A 19,220-nucleotide genomic window follows, 5' to 3' on the forward strand; every position below is an offset into this window, starting at 1 on the left:
CTAAACGGGAGGCCCGACGTTGGTCTTCAGGTTCTTCATGACCAGCGTTGACGTCAGCCGTTCCACCGCCGGCAGTGCCGCAAGTTCGTCGTCGTAAAAGCGCTGGTAGGCGGGCAGGTCGGCTGCAATGACTTTCAGCAGATAGTCCGGGGAGCCGAACAGGCGCTGGGCCTCAACGATGTTGGGGCTCGCCGCAACGCGCTCTTCGAACTCCGCCATGATGGTGCGCTCAACCTGGCGCAGGGTGACGAAGACAATAGCCTCAAACCCCAGCCCCAGCGCCGCGGGATCGATGTCCGCACGATACCCACGAATCACCCCCGAGGACTCCAGGTCCCGGAGACGTCGGTGGCATGGCGCCACGGTCAAACCCACCTTCGAGGCGAGAGCCGTCGCAGTCATTCTTCCGTCTTCACGAAGCTGGCGCAAAATACTTCTATCGATTCCGTCAATCACGCAAATATCTTACTCAGAACAGGAGCGACTGAGCTAAATAAGCGAACACTTATGGCCTGAATTTGCCTAGAGTTTTCCTAGCTCAACAACCCTTGGAGAAAACCGTGAATCCGCAGCTGTTCCTCGCCTTCATCCTCGTTGCGGTCACCCTGGCCTGCACCCCGGGCGTCGACTGGGCTTACTCCATTTCCGCCGGCCTGCGCCAGCGCAGCTTTGTCCCGGCAGTGGCCGGATTGTGCAGCGGGTACGTCATCCATACCGTGCTGATGGCGGCAGGGTTGGCCGCACTCCTGGCGGGTGTACCGGGGCTGCTGGGCTGGCTCACCGTCGCCGGAGCCGCCTACCTGCTGTGGCTTGGCGTCGCAACCATCCGGTCGTGGCGAGGTGCCAGCTTCAGTGCGGAAGCCGGCGTCGTGCATTCCGCCAACCCGCTCCGGACGTTCCTGCAGGGAATGGGCACCAGCGGCATCAACCCCAAAGGCCTGCTGTTCTTCGTGGCGCTGGTGCCGCAGTTCGTGAGCCCCGAAGCAGCACTTCCCGTCCCCGTCCAGTCCGGCCTGCTCGGCCTGACCTTCGTGTTCCTTGCTGCAGTGGTCTACACAGCGGTTGCCTTGACCTCCCGGAAGCTGCTGGCGTCACGGCCTGGCGCAGCCAAGGTGGTCACCCTGGTCAGCGGGATCATCATGATCGGGCTGGGGGCAGTGCTATTGTCCGAACAGCTCATTCCCCTGCTGGTCCAGGCGTGGGCCAGCGCTTCAGCCTAGGCAGAAAGCAACTCGTCGAGCCGCTCATAGCCCTCGATCACGCCGTAATTCATGCCGGTCGCCAGCGCCATATCCCGTGCTTCCACTGAGGGGTAGACCTCGTGGGCGACTATCCGGGTCCGCCCATCCACTTCCTCGAACGTGGTGGTGCTGATGCCCACCTGGTCCGGGGCGCCGTCGAATTCGAAGGTCATGATGATCAGCGCGTCAGGGTCTACCTTGTGGAAGACACCCCGGAAGGAAAACGGGTTGTTGCCATCGCCGCTCTCGTACCGCCAACTGCCGCCTGTCACCGCATTGTATTCCGTGACGTTCATGGTGGTGCTGCGCGGTCCCAGCCATTTGACCAGGAGGTCGGGGTCCACGTGGGCCTTGAAGACCGCGCTGACCGGGGCATCGAATTCGCGGACTGTGTCAACGAACGGGACACCGTCGTCAGCGGTGATGGTGGTTGGATTGCTCATGTCAGTTCCTCTTCCCTATTTCTCCGCAGCTCCCGTGGGACCATCGCTGGCCAGGAGTTCGTCGAGCAGCCGGAACCGACGCTCGGCGATCAGCCGGTACTGGTCCAGCCAGGCCGTCAACCGCTCAAGGGCTGCGGCATCGAGGTGAACGGGGCGGCGCTGAGCGTCGCGTGAACGCGTCACCAACCCCGCATGCTCGAGGACCTGGATGTGCTTGGAAACCGCTTGTTTAGTAATGGCGAAAGGTTCTGCGAGTTCATTGACGGTGGCGTCACTGCGGGAAAGGCGGGCCACGATTGCCCGCCGCACGGGGTCAGCCAAGGCCATGAAGGCCCTGTCCAACGCGTCGGGCCCCAGTTCTGCCGGGTCCATACCCACTCAACCTTTCGTAATCAACCTATGGCTTTATCAACCTCAAGGTTGATTACAACATTACGCCTCTACCCGAAGGTGCACAATGGGTTTTACTCGCCGCCCAGCTGCCTGAAGTCGTTTTCCCACAGCCGGCGCATCTCGGCATCCTTACGGATGACTTCCAGGGTTTCCAGTTCTTCGGCCGGGGCTGGTTTCCTGGCCCACGGCGTCAACGTCCGACGCCCCTGGTCCAAGGCCAACAAAGCCCTGTCGGTCATGGCATCGTTCCGCAACACCAGGCTGGTCTTACGGCGGCGAAGCACTTCCTTCAGGGCAGCCTGCGCGGAGTCCACGTCACCCCGCGCCCGCTGCGACCGGGCCCGGATCAGGAGCAACGCTGCAGAGAGGTCGTCTGTGTTGAGCAAGCCTTCGGTCCACAACACCACATCCCGGTGGCGGCCCAGCGAATAGGCAGCCGTGCAACGCGCCAAGGCAGAAGGCAACGACGGCGGCAGGCCCACCACCGCTTCCAGCGCGGCTTCCATCATCCCCATCTCCCGGAGGCAATGGGACAACGCCAGGAACACCGACTCCTCGCTGAACAGAACCGGAACTTCAATGCGCTCGGCAACCTCCACCCGGGTGACCACCTGCCCAAGGTAGATGGACGAGAACTGGCTGGCGTCGTCGTCGATCCTTGTTGTTAAGCCGCGCTGCAGCAGTTCCGAAGCCCGCAGGTAGCCCCCATGCTTGTAGGTCAGCAGACCCGACACCACAAGGCACAACCCGGCCCACCCCGGGTACATTCGGCCAAGCGCGAGGAGCCGCTCCGGCTCGGTGGAGGTGAAAACAGCGTCGTGCATGGCCTTGGCGAGCTTGGACGACAACATCCTCAGCCGCGGCACACTGCCGACGACGGAAATCCTCGACTGGTCCCGGCCAGTGAGCACGCCGGACAGCACTCCGCCCACACCGTCCGTGAGCCCCCGGACCGGGGTGCGGACATGGCCATCGCGGAAAGGCGTGAAATCCCGCGTGTCATGGAAGATCGTGTGCACGCGTCCGTGGGGAGCTTGGCTCATAAGACCATGCTAATCGTCGCTGAACTGGGCACATCCCCTGCTATCGGAGGCATTTCAGGAGTATTATGGCGGCGTCGGCAAGGTTTTGCCACACCCTTGCCGCAGGTCGGCTCTCCATGAGAAGAGCCGGGTAACCGCGTGAAAGGGAGGACTGATGACCACCGCTTCGCACCCCGCCGAACACCACCACATGATGGGGTTGACACTTCGCAACACCGCCATGGGCGTTGGCATTGTATTTCTGCTGGTTGGCGTCCTGGGCTTCATCCCGGGAATCACCACCAATTACGGCGCCATGACCTTTGCGGGACATGATTCCGGCGCCATGCTGCTTGGAGTCTTCCAAGTGTCCATACTCCACAACATCGTCCATCTGCTGTTTGGCGCGGCCGGCTTGGCCATGGCAAGGAACGATCGTATGGCCCGCCTGTTCCTCCTGGGCGGCGGCGCCGTATACATCGTTCTTTGGATCTACGGCCTGGTCATCAACCAGGAAACGGGCGCCAACTTCATCCCGTTCAACACGGCTGACAACTGGCTGCACCTGATCCTTGGCGTTGCCATGATCGGTTTGGGCGTTTGGCTCGGCCGGGATGTCATGGACGAAAGGACCACAGCGCGAAGGAGCATGTAAGCCCTCCGCACACGTCCTGAACCACGACGGCGACCGCTTCCTTTGAGGGGGCGGTCGCCGTACCGTTGTGCTACCCCCCCAACGCTCACTCACATCCCACCGGCTTCCGCCCAACGCTCACTCACACCCACCTAGCGCGGGGCGCGCCCACCCAGCCGGGTGGTCACTTTGGCCGCCGCTGCAGCACAGGCTTCGCCCAGGCTCGTCAAAGTGTCCTGCGAGACCCGGAACTTTGGCGCAGGGATCAGAACGGCTGCCACGATGTCGCCGCGGTGGTCGTAGACCGGCGAGGCCACGCCGACTTCCTCGATGGACGTCTCCCCGAAGTTCACGGACCAGCCACGTTCCGCCGCTTCCGCCAGCCGGGCCATGTAGGCCTCCACCGAGTCGTCGTCCAGGCCGGGCAAGGTGATCGCGTTGCTGTGCAGCAGGTTCCGCACCCTGTCGCTGTTTTCGGCCGCCAGGAACACCTGCACGGAAGAGCTCAGGGCCTCGTTGTAACGTGCACCCAAAGGGGCAAGGTGCTTCACCTGATGCCTGCTGGGAATCTGCTCCACACACATGGATTCGACGCCGTTCCACACCATGAGCGCGCTGGTCTCCCCCGTGCGCTCGGTCAGTTCGCGCAGTACGGGGTAGGCAACCCGGCGCTCTTCGAGTTCGGCCAGGAGCGGGCCCGCCATGGCGATCATTCCCAGCCCCAAGCGGAACCTGCGCGAATCGACGTCGCGCTCCACCAGGTTCTCCTGTTCAAGCGTCGCAAGGATGCGGGAGACGGTGCTCTTGTGCAGGCCCACACGGCCCGCGATTTCGGTGACTCCAAGCATGGGTTCATCCGCGCTGAAGCTTTTCAGCACAGCGATTGCGTTGACAATGACAGAGGTTCCCTTGCCGTCGCCGTTGCTGTTGCCGGTGTCAAGAGTCTCGGTGGATTCCGTGGGAGTCATGGGTTCACTATATTTCGGGTCTTGGTCCGGTCTTCCACTGGGAAGCCGGTGGGCGCCGTGCACTGCGCCCACCGGTTGGTCACTAGGCTCCGATGATGTTGTACTCGGGGCCGAACGGGAACTTGGTGATGTTCTCGGCGCCGTCTTCGCCGACCACCAGGATGTCGTGCTCACGGTAGCCGCCCGCACCTGGCTGGCCGTCCATCACCGTGATCATCGGCTCCATGGACACCACCATGCCGGGCTCCAGGACGGTGTCAATGTCCTCGCGGAGTTCAAGACCGGCCTCGCGTCCGTAGTAGTGGCTCAGCACACCGAAGGAGTGGCCGTAGCCGAACGTCCGGTTGGCCAACAGTCCGTGGCTGATGTAGATCTCGTTGAGCTCTGCCGCGATGTCCTTGCACACGGCACCCGGCTTGATGAGTTCCAGTCCGCGCTTGTGGACCTCCACGTTGATGTTCCACAGTTCCAGCGAGCGGGCGTCCGGTTCACCATAGAACAGGGTGCGCTCCAGGGCGGTGTAGTAGCCGCTGGTCATGGGGAAGCAGTTCAAGGACAGGATGTCGTGTTCCTGGATCTTGCGGGTGGTCGCCCAGTTATGCGCACCATCGGTGTTGATGCCGGACTGGAACCACACCCAGGTGTCGCGGATTTCAGAATCCGGGAACGTCCGGGCGATTTCGTGGACCATGGCCTCGGTACCGATCAGTGCAACCTCGTACTCGGTGATCCCGGCCGTGATGGCGTTGCGGATGGCCTCGCCGCCAAGGTCACCAATGCGGGCGCCGTGTTTGATGACGGCGATCTCCTCGGCGGACTTGATCATGCGCTGACGCATCGCAGCCTGTGCCACGTCCACCAGGGTTGCGCCGGAGAAAGCGGCCTGGATCTTGTTGCGGTTGTCCAGCGGCAGGGAATCGTCTTCGACGCCGATGCGCCGCGGGTTGATGCCCCGGGTCCGGAGGATTTCCTGGATGGCATGGATGTAGTTGTCACGGCGCCAGTCCGTGTATACGAGGTTCTCGCCGTAGCTGCGGCGCCAAGGCATACCGGCGTCGATATTTGCCGTAACGGTGACCGTGTCATCCTTGGTGACCACCATCCCGTAAGACCGGCCGAAGTACGTGAAGAGGAAATCGGAGTAGTACTTGATGGAGTGGTAGCTGGTGAGGATGACGGCGTCGAGTTCCTTCTCCGCCATGATGCTCCGGAGTCCGGCTAGGCGGCGTTCGAATTCCGCGTCGGAGAAGGTCAGCGAGACCTTTTCGCCGTTGTTGAGGACTTTGGTGCGCTCGAGCTTGGCGACATCGTTGACGGCCTCGTTCTGCGTGATGGTCATGATCTTTCCTTTCAATGGGTTGGTTGTTCTAGTCCTGCAGCAGAGGCTTCTTGGAAGACTCCGCGGCAAACAGGACCGCGATGAGGGAAACCAGGGCGGCAGCCACGAGGTACCAACCGGGAGCCAGTTGGTTGTGGGTCATGCCGATAAGAAGGGTGGCCATGAACGGCGCGGTGCCGCCGAACAAGGCGTTGGAGAGGTTGAAGCTGACGGCGAATCCGGTGTAGCGGACCTTCGTGGGGAAGAGCTCGGCGAGGAAGCTCGGCAGCGTTCCATCGTTCAGGGTGAGCATGCCGCCCAGCAGTATCTGCACCAGGACGATCACCAGGAAATTGCCCGTATCCAGGAGCATGAACGCCGGCACCGTCAGCAGCACGAACAGGACCGACGCCGTGATGAGCATCCGCTTGCGGCCGAACTTGTCCGACGCCATTCCGGTCAGGAAGATGAAGCCGATGTAGCTGGCCAGGGCGATGGTCGTGGCCAGGAACGACTCCGTTGCGCCAAAGCCCAGTTCCTCCGACAGGTACGTGGGCATATAGCTGAGGATCACGTAGAAGCCCACCGCGTTCAGCAACACCGCGCCGGTGGCAATGATGAGTTGCTTCCGGTAGGTCCTGAACATGGCGAATGCGGGGGCCTTGACTGCGTTGTCCTTGGCCGCGAGCTCCCGAAATGCCGGTGTGTCCTCGAGCTTGGTCCGGATATACCGGCCGATCAACCCCATCGGCGCAGCCAACAGGAACGGCAGCCGCCAACCCCACTCGCTGAGCTGCTCCGGGGTCATCGCTGAACTGAGCAGGGCGGCCAGCAAGGATCCCAGCAGCAGGCCCGCTGCGGTACTGGCAGGCACGACGGCGGCATAGAGTCCGCGTCGATTCGCCGGCGCGTACTCCACCAGGAAAGCTGACGCCCCGGCGTACTCCCCCGCTGCGGAGAAGCCTTGGACGACGCGCACCAGAAGAAGCAGGATCGGCGCCATCACGCCGATGGTGGCGTAGCCGGGGATCAGTGCGATGCAGAACGTCGCCACGGACATCAGGACGATTGACAGGCTCAGCGCTTGCTTGCGGCCCAGCTTGTCCCCGATGTGGCCCCAGATGAAACCGCCGAGGGGCCTTACGAAGAAGCTGACGGCAAATACGCCGAAGGTTGCGAGCAGGGCCGTCTGACGGTCCGACTCGGGGAAGAAAACTGTAGAAATAATGCCAGCCAGGTAACCGTAGACCGCGTAGTCGAACCATTCGACGAAGTTGCCGATGAAGCTTGCGGTGACTACTCGCCGTCGAGTGTCTTTGCTGACTCCATGGTTGGAATTGGTTGTCCGGTTGAGGCTGGGGGAAGGGCTGCCTTGGTCGGCTGCCACTGAGGATTCATTGCTCATGGTCCACCAAAATCTTTGGGGTTGCATTCAACGCAACACTGTTGCATCAGACTAAGTGTGTTGACGGTCACGGTCAAGGGTGGTTGTTGAAGAGATTCCTGGTGCCTTGGGCGCTGGGTGGGCTTTTGAAAGTTCGCGGTGGAGTTCCTCTTTCAGTTGCGTTCAGCGAGTTCACGTTGCATTCAGCGGAATTCTAAGCCCAACCCTCACTCACAACCCACCCCCTTCAGCCCAACCCTCACTCACCGCTGACGCCCCAAAGGCGCGACGACGGCGGCTACCGTCCACCCGCCGTCGGCGCCTGCTCTTCAGGGGACGCCGTGCAGCAGGGGAGAACGGCGGAACGTGAGAGAGCGTCCGGGCCAAACGGGAGGGACGTGAGAGAGCATCCGGGCCAAACGGGAGGGACGTGAGAGAGCGTCGGGAGGGGGTGGGATTATCCGGCAGCGCGCGTCTAAGGGAGGAACGACCGAGCGCGCAGAGGATGAGCCCACCGCCGGAAGGCGGGAGGGCGCCGCCGGAAGGCGGGAGGGCGCCGCCGGAAGGCGGGAGGGCGGCAGGGCGAGAAGCCTTAGAGGACCTTGCGGATGGTCTCTTCGAAGCTGACGACGTGATGCAGGGCGAGCTCGGCGGCGCGTTCTTCGTCGCCGTCGGCAATGGCCGTGAGGAGCTCGGCGTGCTCGGAGATGTGCCCCGAAACGGACGGCATCTTTTCCAGCATGTGGCACCAGATGCGGGTGGCGAGGTTGTCGTAGCGGATCAGGACGTCTTCCAGGTGCGCGTTGGCCGAGGCTTTATAGATCAGCCGGTGCACTTGGATGTCGTAGCGCATGAGTTCCTGCGAGGAATTGTCCTGGCCGTCCAGCGCGCTTATTGCAGCGGCGACGGCGCGCAGCTCTTCCCGCATCGCGGGACCAGCCATGCGTGCGGCTTTCCGGGAGGCCAGGGGCTCCAAGAGCTCGCGGATCTCGGAAACCTCGGCGAGCTGGGTGATGTCCACGCCGGTGGCAAATGTGCCGCGCCGGGGGTAGGACACCACCAGATGATCGCTTTCCAAGCGCTTGATGGCTTCGCGGACGGGGGTGCGCCCGATGCCGAGCTCGGCGGCGACTTGCCCGTCGTTGATGGGGTCGCCGGGCTTGATGTCCAGCATGATGAGTCGATCACGCAGCAGCAGGTAGGCGTTCTCCGCGAGGGATGTGCCCTGCGGAACGGATTCCAGTGCTTCCAGTGCTGCGCTCATTGCTCTCTCCCGTTAGTCGCTTTCCCAGTCTGCCGGATGGATTACCACTGACCTGTTGACGACTATGTGATCTCCAACATACTATGGCACCAGTTCTAATATATCAGTTGCCTAACAGTCGACACCCAGACAAGCTTTGAAGGAGAACACCATGGTTGAACCCTTGATCCGCCCGCTGTCCCAGGCGGACCCGGAGGTCGATCAGGCGATCGCCCAGGAACTCATCCGCCAGCAGTCCACGCTGGAAATGATTGCTTCCGAGAACTTCGCTCCCACCGCCGTCATGCAGGCGCAGGGATCGGTGCTGACCAACAAGTACGCCGAGGGCTACCCGGGCAAGCGCTACTACGGCGGCTGCGAGCACGTTGATGTGATCGAGCAGCTGGCCATTGACCGCTTGAAGTCCTTGTTCGGCGCCGAGTACGCGAACGTCCAGCCGCACTCCGGTGCCCAGGCCAATGCCTCCGCCATGCACGCACTCATTACCCCGGGCGACACCATCATGGGCCTGAACCTGGCCCACGGTGGCCACCTGACGCACGGCATGCGCATCAACTTCTCCGGCAAGTTGTACAACGTTGTTCCCTACGGCGTCCGCGAGGACACCCACACCGTGGACATGGCCGAAGTTGAACGCCTGGCTCTTGAAAACAAGCCGCAGCTGATCGTCGCCGGCTGGTCCGCCTACGCCCGGCAGCTGGATTTCGCTGCATTCCGCCGCATTGCCGATCTGGTGGGCGCTTACCTCATGGTTGATATGGCCCACTTCGCCGGGCTGGTGGCAGCGGGACTGCACCCCAGCCCCGTTCCGCACGCCCACATTGTCACCAGCACCACCCACAAGACCCTGGGCGGACCCCGCGGTGGCGTGATTCTGACCAACGACGCCGACATCGCCAAGAAGGTTAACTCGGCAGTGTTCCCCGGTCAGCAGGGCGGCCCGCTGGAGCACGTCATCGCCGCCAAGGCCGTCGCTTTCAAGATGGCCGCCGAGCCCGAGTTCCAGGAGCGACAGGTCCGCGTATTGGAAGGCTCCAAGATCCTTGCCCAGCGCCTCCTCCAGGACGACGTTGCGGCCGCCGGCATCTCCGTTGTCAGCGGCGGAACTGACGTCCACCTGGTGCTCGCAGACCTCCGCCACTCGGTACTGAACGGCCAGCAGGCCGAAGACACCCTGCACCGGATCGGCATCACGGTCAACCGCAACGCCGTCCCGTTCGACCCCCGCCCGCCCATGGTTTCCTCCGGCCTGCGCATTGGTACCCCGGCCCTCGCCGCTCGCGGCTTCGGCGCCGAAGACTTCACTGAAGTCTCGGACATCATTGCGACGGCGTTGATCGCCGCGGCACAGAGCGGCACCTCCGCAGGAACCGAAGCAGGCACCGAAGGTGACGTCGCCCTGGACGATGCCACCGCCGTCGAACTCCGCAACCGCGTCACCGCGCTGGCCGACAAGTTCCCCCTATACCCACACCTCGGCAATGGCGCCAAGGCCAACCTCGAAGCAGAACTGATTGGAGCAGCCCAGTGAGTGCAGACCACCTCCCCGAACACCCGGACTTCCTCTGGCGCAACCCGGACCCTAAGAAGAGCTACGACGCCGTCATTGTCGGCGGCGGCGGCCACGGCCTGGCCACGGCGTATTACCTGGCCAAGAATCACGGCATGACCAACATCGCCATCCTGGAAAAGGGCTGGCTGGCCGGTGGCAACATGGCCCGCAACACCACGATCATCCGTTCCAACTACCTCTGGGACGAGAGCGCCGCCATTTATGAGCACGCGCTCAAGCTGTGGGAAATCCTTCCGGAAGAGCTGGAGTACGACTTCCTGTTCAGCCAGCGCGGCGTGATGAACCTGGCCCACACTCTGGGCGATGTCCGCGAAAGTGTCCGCCGCGTGGGTGCCAACAGGCTAAACGGTGTGGATGCCGAGTGGCTCGACCCGCAGCAGGTCAAGGAACTCTGCCCCATCCTGAACATCAGCGACAACATCCGCTACCCCGTCATGGGTGCCACGTACCAGCCGCGTGCAGGCATCGCCAAGCACGACCACGTGGCCTGGGCCTTTGCCCGCAAGTGCGATGAACTCGGAGTGGACATCATCCAGAACTGTGAAGTCACCGGCTTCATCAAGGACGGCAACCGCGTCACCGGCGTCAAGACCACCCGCGGCACCATCAACACCGAAAAGGTGGGCCTCTGCGCCGCCGGCCACAGCTCGGTCCTGGCTGAAATGGCCGGTTTCCGCCTGCCGATCCAGTCGCACCCGCTCCAGGCACTGGTGTCCGAACTGCACGAACCCGTCCACCCCACGGTGGTCATGTCCAACCACGTTCACGTCTACGTGTCCCAGGCCCACAAGGGCGAACTGGTGATGGGCGCCGGCGTTGACTCCTACAACGGCTACGGCCAGCGCGGCTCGTTCCACGTGATCGAGGAGCAGATGGCAGCAGCCGTGGAGCTCTTCCCGATCTTCGCCCGGGCCCACGTGCTCCGGACCTGGGGCGGCATTGTGGACACCACCCTGGACGCCTCACCGATTGTGGGCCTCTCCCCCGTGGAGAACATGTTCGTCAACTGTGGTTGGGGAACCGGCGGCTTCAAGGGGACCCCTGCAGCCGGCCTGACCTTCGCGCACACCATCGCCACCGGCGCACCGCACAAGCTGAACAAGCCGTTCGCGCTGGAACGCTTCGAGACCGGCGCCTTGATCGACGAACACGGCGCCGCAGCCGTGGCCCACTAGCCAGGACAGGACAGACATGCTCCTCATTTCTTGCCCCAACTGCGGGCCACGAGACGAAACCGAATTCCACTACGGCGGACAGGCGCACATCGCCTACCCGGAAAACCCGAACGAGCTCACGGACCGCGAGTGGGCCGAGTACCTCTTCTACCGCGAGAACACCAAGGGCACTTTCGCCGAGCGCTGGGTCCACAGCACCGGGTGCCGCCAGTGGTTCAACATGCTGCGGGACACCGTGAGCTACGACATCCACTCGATCTACGCGATGGGCCAGCAACGTCCCGATCTCCAGGCAGACAAACCGGGCGAGTTCAGCCAGACCGGCGAGTTCGGCCAGGAACCCGGCTTGGCCCCCGGCGCCGCCACCACAAGCACCGGCGCCGCTACCACCGCGCCCACCTCCTCGGAAGGAGTCTAGAAGTGACCAGCAAGAACGCACGCCTCGCCACCGGCGGACGCATCGATCGCAGCATCTCCTGGCGCTTCACCGTGGACGGCCAGGAATTCACTGGCCACCCGGGTGACACCATCGCATCGGCGCTGCTGGCCAACGGCCACATCAACGCCGGCAACTCCCTTTACGAGGACCGCCCCCGCGGCATCATGGCCGCCGGCGTGGAAGAGTCCAACGCCTTGGTCAAGATCGCCCCTCGCTTCCCGGGCCACGTTGCCGAGTCCATGCTCCCCGCCACGGCAGTTTCGTTGGTGGACGGCATGAACATTGAGCTCCTGTCCGGTCTGGGCAAGCTGGACCCCAACGAGGACAAGGCCGAGTACGACAAGAAGTACGTCCACACAGATGTCTTGGTAGTTGGCGGCGGCATTGCCGGCCTGGCAGCTGCCCGCGAGGCCGTCCGCACCGGCGCCCGCGTCATCCTCATCGACGACCAGCCCGAGCTCGGCGGCGCCTTGCTTTCGGGTTCCACCGCTGAAGGCCTGGCCGACACCGTTGAGGGCAAACCGGCCCTGGAATGGGTTGCGGACGTTGAAGCGGAGCTGGTCTCGGCCGCGGAATGCACGGTGCTGAACCGCACCACCGCTTTCGGTTCCTACGATTCCAACTACTTCATCGCAGCCCAGAACCGCACGGACCACCTGAGCGTTCCGGCAGCCCCGGGAGTCTCCCGCCAGCGTATTTGGCACATCCGTGCTAAGCAGGTTGTCCTGGCCCCCGGCGCCCACGAACGTCCCCTGGTGTTCGAGAACAACGATCGTCCGGGCATCATGCTCGCCTCCGCTGCACGCACGTACCTCAACCGGTACGCCGTCGCCGCCGGTTCGCGGGTGGTCATCAGCACCACCAACGACTCCGCCTACGCGCTTGCCGCGGACCTGAAGGCAGCAGGCGTGGCGATTGCCGCCGTCGTGGACGCCCGTCCGCAGATCAGCGCAAAGGCCGCTGCCGCCGTCGAGTCCGGTATCCGGGTCCTGATCGGCAGCGCCGTGGCGGACACCTCCGCGGATGAGAACGGCCGCCTGAATGGCGTCACCGTCCGCAGCATCAACGACGACGGCGAACTCACCTCGGGCGTCGAACAGCTGGCTGCCGATCTGCTCGCCGTCTCCGGTGGTTGGAGCCCGGTGGTCCACCTCCACAGCCAGCGCCAAGGCAAGCTGCGTTGGGACGACGAGCTCGCAGCTTTCATTCCCGCCAAGCCGGTCCGCGACCAGCAAGTGGTGGGTGCAGGCCGTGGCACCTTTGAACTCGAGGACTGCCTGGCCGAGGGCATTTCCGCGGGAGCAGCAGCGTCCATTGCTGCCGGCTTTGAGTCGGCAACCACCCCGGTGGAACTGCAGGAACCCGTGGCCAGCGCACCGAGCCGCCAGCTCTGGCTGGTTCCCGGCCAGACCGGTGAGCCGGGCGAATGGCACCACCACTTCGTCGACTTCCAGCGCGACCAGTCAGTAGCCGATGTGCTTCGCTCCACCGGTGCCGGCATGCGGTCGGTGGAACACGTCAAGCGGTACACCTCCATCAGCACCGCGAACGACCAGGGCAAGACGTCCGGCGTCAACGCGATCGGCGTCATCGCCGCTGCGCTGAAGTTCGGCGGCGCCGAGAGCATCCCCGGAGTGGGCGAGATCGGCACCACCGCGTACCGTGCACCGTTCACACCCGTGGCCTTCGCAGCGTTGGCAGGCCGCCAGCGCGGCGAGCTGTTCGACCCCGCCCGCGTCACCTCAATCCACCCGTGGCACGTTGCCCAGGGCGCACTGTTTGAAGATGTTGGACAGTGGAAGCGCCCCTGGTACTACCCGCAGGGCAGCGAGGACATGGACACCGCGGTCCTGCGTGAGTGCGCTGCCGTCCGCGATTCCGTGGGGTTCATGGACGCCACCACGCTGGGCAAGATCGAAATCCGCGGAAAGGACGCCGGTGAATTCCTGAACCGCGTGTACACCAACGCGTTCAAGAAGCTGGCCCCGGGATCCGCCCGCTACGGTGTCATGTGCACCCTGGATGGCATGATCTTCGACGACGGCGTGACCCTTCGCCTGGACGAGGACCGCTACTTCATGACCACCACGACAGGCGGCGCCGCGAAGGTGCTGGACTGGCTGGAAGAGTGGCACCAAACGGAGTGGCCGGAGCTGGACGTGGTGTGCACCTCTGTCACCGAGCAGTGGACCACCATCGCCGTCGTGGGCCCGAAGTCCCGCGCAGTCCTGGCGAAGGTTGCCCCGCAGCTCGCCGAAAACGGCGGCCTGGACGCTGAAGCCTTTCCGTTCATGACGTTCCGCGAAACCACACTGGCCTCCGGAGTACAGGCACGTGTTTGCCGTATCTCCTTCTCCGGTGAACTCGCCTACGAAATCAACGTTCCGGCCTGGTACGGACTCAACACCTGGGAAGCTGTTGCTGCCGCGGGTGCGGAGTTCAACATCACCCCGTACGGCACCGAAACCATGCACGTGCTCCGCGCCGAAAAGGGCTACCCAATTGTTGGGCAGGACACCGATGGAACGGTAACCCCGCAGGACGCCGGCATGGACTGGATCGTCTCCAAGGCCAAGGACTTCATCGGCAAGCGCTCCTACCTCCGCCAGGACGCCAGCCGCGAAGACCGTAAACACCTGGTGAGCGTCCTTCCTGTGGACCACTCGCTGCGGTTGCCGGAGGGCACCCAGCTGGTGGAGAAGGGCATCCCGGTCAACCCGGCCAACGGACCCGTCCCCATGGAAGGCTTCGTGACCTCCAGCTACCACAGCGCCGCACTTGGCCGTTCCTTCGGCCTGGCACTGATCCAAAACGGCCGCAACCGCATCGGTGAAACCCTCCAGGCCTCCCTGGGAGACCAATTGGTGGACGTGGTTGTTGGCGAAACCGTACTTTTCGATGCTGAAGGGACCCGCAAAGATGGCTGAAACAGCAACCCCCGCAGAAACCGTGAGCCGTGCACGCCGCAGCCCGGCCCAGCACCTGGCTGAGGCGTTCACGTCCGGCTCAGTTCCGGGCACAGTGACGCTCACCGAGATCCCGTACCAGGCCATGGTGGGCATCCGGGTTGACCGGACGTCCGACGCCGGCGCCCGCGTTGCGTCCGTCGTCGGCGGCTTGCCTGCCGCTTGTGGCGAGGTGACGGGCAACGATTCCGTCAACACCCTGTGGCTCGGCCCCACCGAGTTCCTGGTGGTGGCTCCCGAGGAAGCCCACGATTCCCTGGGCGGCTCCCTGGGCAGCGATCTGACCACTGCCTTGGGCAACGACGCCGGCCAGGTGGTGGACCTGTCCGCCAACCGCACCACGTTCGAGCTCTCCGGCAGCCACGCCCGGGCAGTCCTGGAGAAGACTTGCTCCCTGGACCTGCACCCCAGGGTCTTCAAGCCGGGCACGGCTGTTTCCACGGAACTTGCACACATCCCGGTGATGCTGTGGAAGACCTCCGAGGACTCCTACCGGATCTTTCCCCGGGCCTCGTTTGCCGACTTCCTGGGCCGTTGGCTCCTGGATGCCATGAGGGAATACGCCTCCCCCGAGGTCCCCTGATGGCACTGAGTGTGCTTGACCTGTTTTCTGTTGGCATCGGGCCGTCCTCCTCACACACGGTCGGCCCGATGCGCGCGGCAAAGCAGTTCACGGACGGTCTTGAATCGTCCGGCCAGCTCCCGGCCACGGTGCGCGTCCAGGCTGAGCTTTTCGGCTCCCTGGGCGCCACCGGCCGGGGCCACGGCTCAGACAAAGCCGTGGTGCTGGGACTGCAGGGCCACTCTCCCGAAACTGTGGATACCCACACAGCGGATGACCAGGTGGCCGCCGCTGCCTTGGACGCCGAGCTACGTCTGGGCGGGAATCACCGCGTTGACTTCAATTGGGACGAGGACGTGGTCCTGCACCGCCGCAAGTCCCTCCCCGCCCACCCCAACGGCATGACGTTCCGGGCCCTGGACCACACCGGCACGGTCCTTCGGGAGCGCAGCTACTACTCCATCGGGGGCGGCTTCGTGGTGGACGGCGACGTCTCCGGAGCCGACAAAGTGGTGGCAGATAACACGGTGCTCCCATACCCGTTCACCACGGCAGACCAACTCCTGGAGATCTGCGAGCGCGAAGGCATGTCCATCTCCGACGTCATGCTGGCCAACGAACTGGTGTGGCGTTCCGAGGAAGAACTTCGTGAACGGCTGCTGGGCATTTGGGCCGTCATGCAGGAATGCGTGGACAACGGCTGCTCTGCCGAGGGAATCCTGCCGGGAGGCCTGAAGGTCAGGCGACGGGCGCCGTCGTTGTTCAAGAAGCTCTCCGAGACCGACGCCGACCTGAACGGCGCGAATTCAGCCGACCCCCTCCTGGCCATGGAATGGGTGAACCTGTTCGCCCTGGCCGTGAACGAGGAAAACGCGGCGGGCGGCAGGATTGTCACTGCACCCACCAACGGTGCCGCCGGAATTGTCCCGGCCGTGCTGCACTATTACACCAAGTTTATTCCGGGAGCCAACGACGACGGCGTCGTGCGGTTCCTGCTGGCGGCGGCCGCCGTCGGAATCCTGTTCAAGATCAACGCCTCCATCTCCGGCGCCGAGGTTGGCTGCCAGGGCGAGGTAGGTTCGGCCTGCTCCATGGCCGCTGCCGGGCTCTGCGAAGTGCTGGGCGGAACGCCGGAGCAAGTGGAAAATGCCGCTGAGGTGGGCATTGAACACAATCTGGGCCTGACCTGCGATCCCGTCGGCGGGCTGGTGCAGATCCCCTGCATCGAGCGCAACGCCATTGCCAGCGTCAAGGCGATCAACGCAGCCCGCCTTGCACTGCATGGCGATGGCAGCCACAAGGTATCGCTGGACAAAGCCATCAAGACCATGCGCGAAACGGGCGCAGATATGAAATCCAAGTACAAAGAGACCTCCCGTGGGGGCCTCGCCGTCAACGTAGTGGAGTGCTAGCCATGACTGCCATTCAAGCTGAAACCGCCGTTCCTTCCGGCCCGGAGACCACCGTGGAACACGTCCTCACCCTGGATTGTCCCGAGGGGCCGGGAATCGTGCACGCCGTGTCCGGGTTCCTACTGGAACACGGTTGCGACATCATCGACAACAAACAGTTCGGCGATCGCGCCGAGGGTCACTTCTTCATGCGCGTGCACTTCGCGTCCGACGGCGATGCCTCCACTGTTGATGCCCTGCGGGAAGCTTTTGCGCCGGTGGGCGACAAGTACGCCATGAACTGGCAGCTGGAACGCCAGGGTTACAAACGCCGCGTGCTGATCATGGTTTCCAAGTTCGGGCACTGCCTGAACGACCTCCTGTTCCGGGCAAGGATCGGTGAGCTGCCCATCGACGTGGTGGGCGTGGTGTCCAACCACACCGATCATCAGGGACTTGCTGAATGGCACGGAATTCCGTTCTTCCACGTCCCTGTCACGGCTGCCACCAAACCGGCGGCCGAGGGTCGCCTGTTGGAGATCATTGATGAGCTGGACGTTGAGCTCATTGTCCTGGCCCGTTACATGCAGGTGCTCAGCGATGACCTGGCACGCAAGCTCGACGGACGTGCGATCAACATCCACCACTCGTTCCTGCCCAGCTTCAAAGGTGCCAAGCCGTACCACCAGGCCTACGCCCGCGGTGTGAAAACCGTCGGTGCCACGGCCCACTACGTGAACGGGGAGCTGGATGAAGGGCCCATCATCGCCCAGCAGGTGGTGGAAGTGGACCACACGTTTGGACCGGAGGATCTGGTGGCCGCCGGCCGGGATACCGAATGCAAGGCACTCAGCAACGCCGTTCGCTGGCACTGCGAGGGCCGGATCATCCTGCATGGGAACAGGACAATCGTGCTGAAGTAGCGCTTGTTGCGCCGCGATCTACAACCGCGCCAGCCGGGTTGCCAGATGCAGGGCGGCCAGCCGGCCCGTTCCCCGCGGATCTCCGCCGCAGAGCTCAAAAATCCGCTGCAACCGGTGATGCATGGATTGCCGCTCCAAGTGCAGCTCGCGGGCAGCTTGGGCGGTGTTGCACCCGGTATCCAGCCACACGGTCAGCGTCCGCAGCAGCTCCGACCTTTTCAAACGGTCATGCCCGACGACGGCACCCAACTGCCGCTGTACGAACACTTCCCGGGTTGCGGCGTCCAGGGACTCCTGGGCCAGCAACTCGACAGCGAAGGCCTCGGCGTCCACGACTCCGCCGTTCCCTGATCCGCTTTCCTGGGCAACCAGATCCAGGGCACGGCGAGCTTCGGCCAAGGACCACGGAGCATCGTCAATCCCCCTCCCCAAGGGGCCCACGGACACCACGGATCCGGGCGGCATGTCCACGGCGGCCAAGGCATCAGCCAAGGCGGTACGGCTGGAATGGCCATCCGGGAGTGCCGCCAGGGCGATCAACTCAGCGTTGTTGGCGTAGCTGGCGCTGTGCGGCACCTGTTCCCGGAGCACCGTATCCACGGCCGGCCGCAGATGCCCTGCTCCAGTGGATCGGATCACCACCGCGGCCACCCTGCCATCCGTTGGAAATCCCGATGCCGGGCCCAGTTGCCGCAGTTGCCACGCCTGGCTGCCGGAATTGATGGCGCGCATCAGCTCTATGCCTGCCAACTCCTTCAGCCCTGGCGGCATCCGCTGCAGCAAGGCAAGGCCCAGGATGTCCACCGACCTCTCCCCCGCCACCCGCGCGAGTCCGGAGTCGCCGTCGTCGGGCACAACCAGCTCAAGGCGGGCCGCCAGCACGCCCCGAACCGGAACGTCAACGGTGGTGACCACACCGCCCGGGGCGGGTCCGGCGGACGCGCCCAGCGTGACGCCCGACGGCGAGACCAGCCTGGCACCTGTCCCGGTCCTGTCCGCCAACACAGTCAGGAGTTGATCGAGTCCGCCGCCGTGGGCCAGCTCGGCGGCCATGGCGTGGCTGGCCTGGTCGCCGCGTTGCAGGTGTTTCACGGATTCGCTGACCAGGAGCGAGTTGATTTCCTGCATGACGGCGACAAACGGAACAACCCGGCGCAGCTCTATGACGGGAAGGCCCGCTGTTTCGGCCGCTTCCAGCATGTCCGCGGGGATGGCGGGGAGGGCCGGTCCGGTTTCCAACGCGAGCGCCGCGATCCCGCGGGCGGCCAGTTCCCGGATGTAATCCGCGCGGCGTTCCGCTGACTCGGCTCCCAGAGCCTGGCCACCGCTGAGGAGCAGCTCCCCGCCCCGAAGCAGTGGGGCAATGTCCAGGACCTCGCTGGAGTGGACCCAGCGGACCGGCCGCTGCGGTGCGTCGGCCATGCGCGTCAGGATGATGGGGTCGGCCTTCATGAGTACTTCGCTCTTGAGAGCCTGATCAAGCAGGATGGACATGACACTCCGTAAGATCTGGACGCACTTCTT

At 63.9% G+C, this 19,220-nt stretch carries 18 protein-coding genes; 9 read left to right on the forward strand and 9 right to left on the reverse strand.

Annotated features, from left to right (window positions below):
• Positions 1-456: an Lrp/AsnC family transcriptional regulator gene (locus tag ABHM97_RS00665; RefSeq protein WP_284986659.1), complete on the reverse strand. Its 456-nt coding sequence runs from the start codon at positions 454-456 to the stop codon at positions 1-3.
• A 104-nt stretch (positions 457-560) separates the two neighbouring features.
• On the opposite strand from ABHM97_RS00665, the gene ABHM97_RS00670 reads away from it, so the two are divergent.
• Complete coding sequence (locus tag ABHM97_RS00670) at positions 561-1,220, forward strand: LysE family translocator (RefSeq protein ID WP_349469205.1); 660 nt, start codon at positions 561-563, stop codon at positions 1,218-1,220.
• Here ABHM97_RS00670 and ABHM97_RS00675 read toward each other — a convergent pair.
• The 3 genes from ABHM97_RS00675 to ABHM97_RS00685 all read right to left on the reverse strand — a co-directional run bounded on the left by ABHM97_RS00675 (position 1,217) and on the right by ABHM97_RS00685 (position 3,120).
• Positions 1,217-1,684 (reverse strand): SRPBCC family protein, encoded by a 468-nt coding sequence (locus tag ABHM97_RS00675; protein WP_284986662.1) that lies wholly within the window; start codon positions 1,682-1,684, stop codon positions 1,217-1,219. The genes ABHM97_RS00670 and ABHM97_RS00675 overlap by 4 nt on opposite strands.
• 15 nt (positions 1,685-1,699) lie before the next feature.
• Positions 1,700-2,056 carry an ArsR/SmtB family transcription factor gene (locus ABHM97_RS00680; RefSeq protein WP_284986663.1) on the reverse strand — a complete coding sequence of 119 codons (357 nt, stop codon included), beginning with the start codon at positions 2,054-2,056 and terminating at the stop codon, positions 1,700-1,702.
• Positions 2,057-2,148: 92 nt separating this feature from the next.
• Positions 2,149-3,120, reverse strand: a complete 972-nt coding sequence (locus ABHM97_RS00685; RefSeq protein ID WP_349469206.1) for a hypothetical protein — start codon at positions 3,118-3,120, stop codon at positions 2,149-2,151.
• Between the two features lie 154 nt (positions 3,121-3,274).
• Here ABHM97_RS00685 and ABHM97_RS00690 point away from each other — a divergent pair, with 154 nt between their 5' ends.
• Positions 3,275-3,754 carry a DUF4383 domain-containing protein gene (locus tag ABHM97_RS00690; RefSeq protein ID WP_235521020.1) on the forward strand — a complete coding sequence of 160 codons (480 nt, stop codon included), beginning with the start codon at positions 3,275-3,277 and terminating at the stop codon, positions 3,752-3,754.
• Positions 3,755-3,885: 131 nt separating this feature from the next.
• Here ABHM97_RS00690 and ABHM97_RS00695 read toward each other — a convergent pair whose 3' ends face one another.
• The 4 genes from ABHM97_RS00695 to ABHM97_RS00710 all read right to left on the reverse strand — a co-directional run bounded on the left by ABHM97_RS00695 (position 3,886) and on the right by ABHM97_RS00710 (position 8,667).
• On the reverse strand, positions 3,886-4,701 hold the full coding sequence (locus ABHM97_RS00695; RefSeq protein ID WP_349469207.1) for an IclR family transcriptional regulator: 816 nt from the start codon (positions 4,699-4,701) through the stop codon (positions 3,886-3,888).
• Between the two features lie 82 nt (positions 4,702-4,783).
• Positions 4,784-6,040: an aminopeptidase P family protein gene (locus ABHM97_RS00700; RefSeq protein WP_349469208.1), complete on the reverse strand. Its 1,257-nt coding sequence runs from the start codon at positions 6,038-6,040 to the stop codon at positions 4,784-4,786.
• Positions 6,041-6,068: 28 nt separating this feature from the next.
• Positions 6,069-7,424 carry an MFS transporter gene (locus tag ABHM97_RS00705; RefSeq protein ID WP_235521025.1) on the reverse strand — a complete coding sequence of 452 codons (1,356 nt, stop codon included), beginning with the start codon at positions 7,422-7,424 and terminating at the stop codon, positions 6,069-6,071.
• A 571-nt stretch (positions 7,425-7,995) separates the two neighbouring features.
• Positions 7,996-8,667: a GntR family transcriptional regulator gene (locus tag ABHM97_RS00710; protein ID WP_235521027.1), complete on the reverse strand. Its 672-nt coding sequence runs from the start codon at positions 8,665-8,667 to the stop codon at positions 7,996-7,998.
• Positions 8,668-8,818: 151 nt separating this feature from the next.
• On the opposite strand from ABHM97_RS00710, the gene glyA reads away from it, so the two are divergent.
• The 7 genes from glyA to purU are packed head-to-tail and all read left to right on the forward strand — an operon-like array spanning position 8,819 to position 17,696.
• Positions 8,819-10,198 carry a serine hydroxymethyltransferase gene (glyA, locus tag ABHM97_RS00715; protein ID WP_349469209.1) on the forward strand — a complete coding sequence of 460 codons (1,380 nt, stop codon included), beginning with the start codon at positions 8,819-8,821 and terminating at the stop codon, positions 10,196-10,198.
• Positions 10,195-11,415, forward strand: coding sequence for a sarcosine oxidase subunit beta family protein (locus tag ABHM97_RS00720; protein WP_235521032.1), 1,221 nt, complete (start codon positions 10,195-10,197; stop codon positions 11,413-11,415). The genes glyA and ABHM97_RS00720 overlap by 4 nt, the downstream gene beginning before the upstream one ends.
• Positions 11,416-11,431: 16 nt before the next feature.
• Positions 11,432-11,833: a sarcosine oxidase subunit delta gene (locus ABHM97_RS00725; protein ID WP_349469210.1), complete on the forward strand. Its 402-nt coding sequence runs from the start codon at positions 11,432-11,434 to the stop codon at positions 11,831-11,833.
• Between the two features lie 2 nt (positions 11,834-11,835).
• Positions 11,836-14,781, forward strand: coding sequence for a sarcosine oxidase subunit alpha family protein (locus ABHM97_RS00730; RefSeq protein WP_349469211.1), 2,946 nt, complete (start codon positions 11,836-11,838; stop codon positions 14,779-14,781).
• Positions 14,774-15,403 (forward strand): sarcosine oxidase subunit gamma, encoded by a 630-nt coding sequence (locus tag ABHM97_RS00735; protein WP_235521035.1) that lies wholly within the window; start codon positions 14,774-14,776, stop codon positions 15,401-15,403. The genes ABHM97_RS00730 and ABHM97_RS00735 overlap by 8 nt, the downstream gene beginning before the upstream one ends.
• On the forward strand, positions 15,403-16,794 hold the full coding sequence (locus ABHM97_RS00740) for an L-serine ammonia-lyase (RefSeq protein WP_349469213.1): 1,392 nt from the start codon (positions 15,403-15,405) through the stop codon (positions 16,792-16,794). Before ABHM97_RS00735 ends, ABHM97_RS00740 begins: the two co-directional genes overlap by 1 nt.
• A gap of 2 nt (positions 16,795-16,796) precedes the next feature.
• Positions 16,797-17,696, forward strand: a complete 900-nt coding sequence (gene purU, locus ABHM97_RS00745) for a formyltetrahydrofolate deformylase (protein WP_349469214.1) — start codon at positions 16,797-16,799, stop codon at positions 17,694-17,696.
• Between the two features lie 18 nt (positions 17,697-17,714).
• Here purU and ABHM97_RS00750 read toward each other — a convergent pair whose 3' ends face one another.
• On the reverse strand, positions 17,715-19,190 hold the full coding sequence (locus ABHM97_RS00750; protein WP_349469215.1) for a PucR family transcriptional regulator: 1,476 nt from the start codon (positions 19,188-19,190) through the stop codon (positions 17,715-17,717).
• Positions 19,191-19,220: the final 30 nt, after the last annotated feature.

This window comes from Paenarthrobacter sp. CAP02 (genome assembly GCF_040137855.1).
Lineage (GTDB): Bacteria > Actinomycetota > Actinomycetes > Actinomycetales > Micrococcaceae > Arthrobacter.

Coding starts and splice junctions, on each gene's coding strand:
- ABHM97_RS00675 (WP_284986662.1), bottom strand. CDS start 1,684: ATGAGCAATCCAACCACCATCACCGCTGACGACGGTGTCCCGTTCGTT.
- ABHM97_RS00680 (WP_284986663.1), bottom strand. CDS start 2,056: ATGGACCCGGCAGAACTGGGGCCCGACGCGTTGGACAGGGCCTTCATG.
- ABHM97_RS00685 (WP_349469206.1), bottom strand. CDS start 3,120: ATGAGCCAAGCTCCCCACGGACGCGTGCACACGATCTTCCATGACACG.
- ABHM97_RS00690 (WP_235521020.1), top strand. CDS start 3,275: ATGACCACCGCTTCGCACCCCGCCGAACACCACCACATGATGGGGTTG.
- ABHM97_RS00695 (WP_349469207.1), bottom strand. CDS start 4,701: ATGACTCCCACGGAATCCACCGAGACTCTTGACACCGGCAACAGCAAC.
- ABHM97_RS00700 (WP_349469208.1), bottom strand. CDS start 6,040: ATGACCATCACGCAGAACGAGGCCGTCAACGATGTCGCCAAGCTCGAG.
- ABHM97_RS00705 (WP_235521025.1), bottom strand. CDS start 7,424: ATGAGCAATGAATCCTCAGTGGCAGCCGACCAAGGCAGCCCTTCCCCC.
- ABHM97_RS00710 (WP_235521027.1), bottom strand. CDS start 8,667: ATGAGCGCAGCACTGGAAGCACTGGAATCCGTTCCGCAGGGCACATCC.
- glyA (WP_349469209.1), top strand. CDS start 8,819: ATGGTTGAACCCTTGATCCGCCCGCTGTCCCAGGCGGACCCGGAGGTC.
- ABHM97_RS00725 (WP_349469210.1), top strand. CDS start 11,432: ATGCTCCTCATTTCTTGCCCCAACTGCGGGCCACGAGACGAAACCGAA.
- ABHM97_RS00735 (WP_235521035.1), top strand. CDS start 14,774: ATGGCTGAAACAGCAACCCCCGCAGAAACCGTGAGCCGTGCACGCCGC.
- ABHM97_RS00740 (WP_349469213.1), top strand. CDS start 15,403: ATGGCACTGAGTGTGCTTGACCTGTTTTCTGTTGGCATCGGGCCGTCC.
- purU (WP_349469214.1), top strand. CDS start 16,797: ATGACTGCCATTCAAGCTGAAACCGCCGTTCCTTCCGGCCCGGAGACC.
- ABHM97_RS00750 (WP_349469215.1), bottom strand. CDS start 19,190: ATGTCCATCCTGCTTGATCAGGCTCTCAAGAGCGAAGTACTCATGAAG.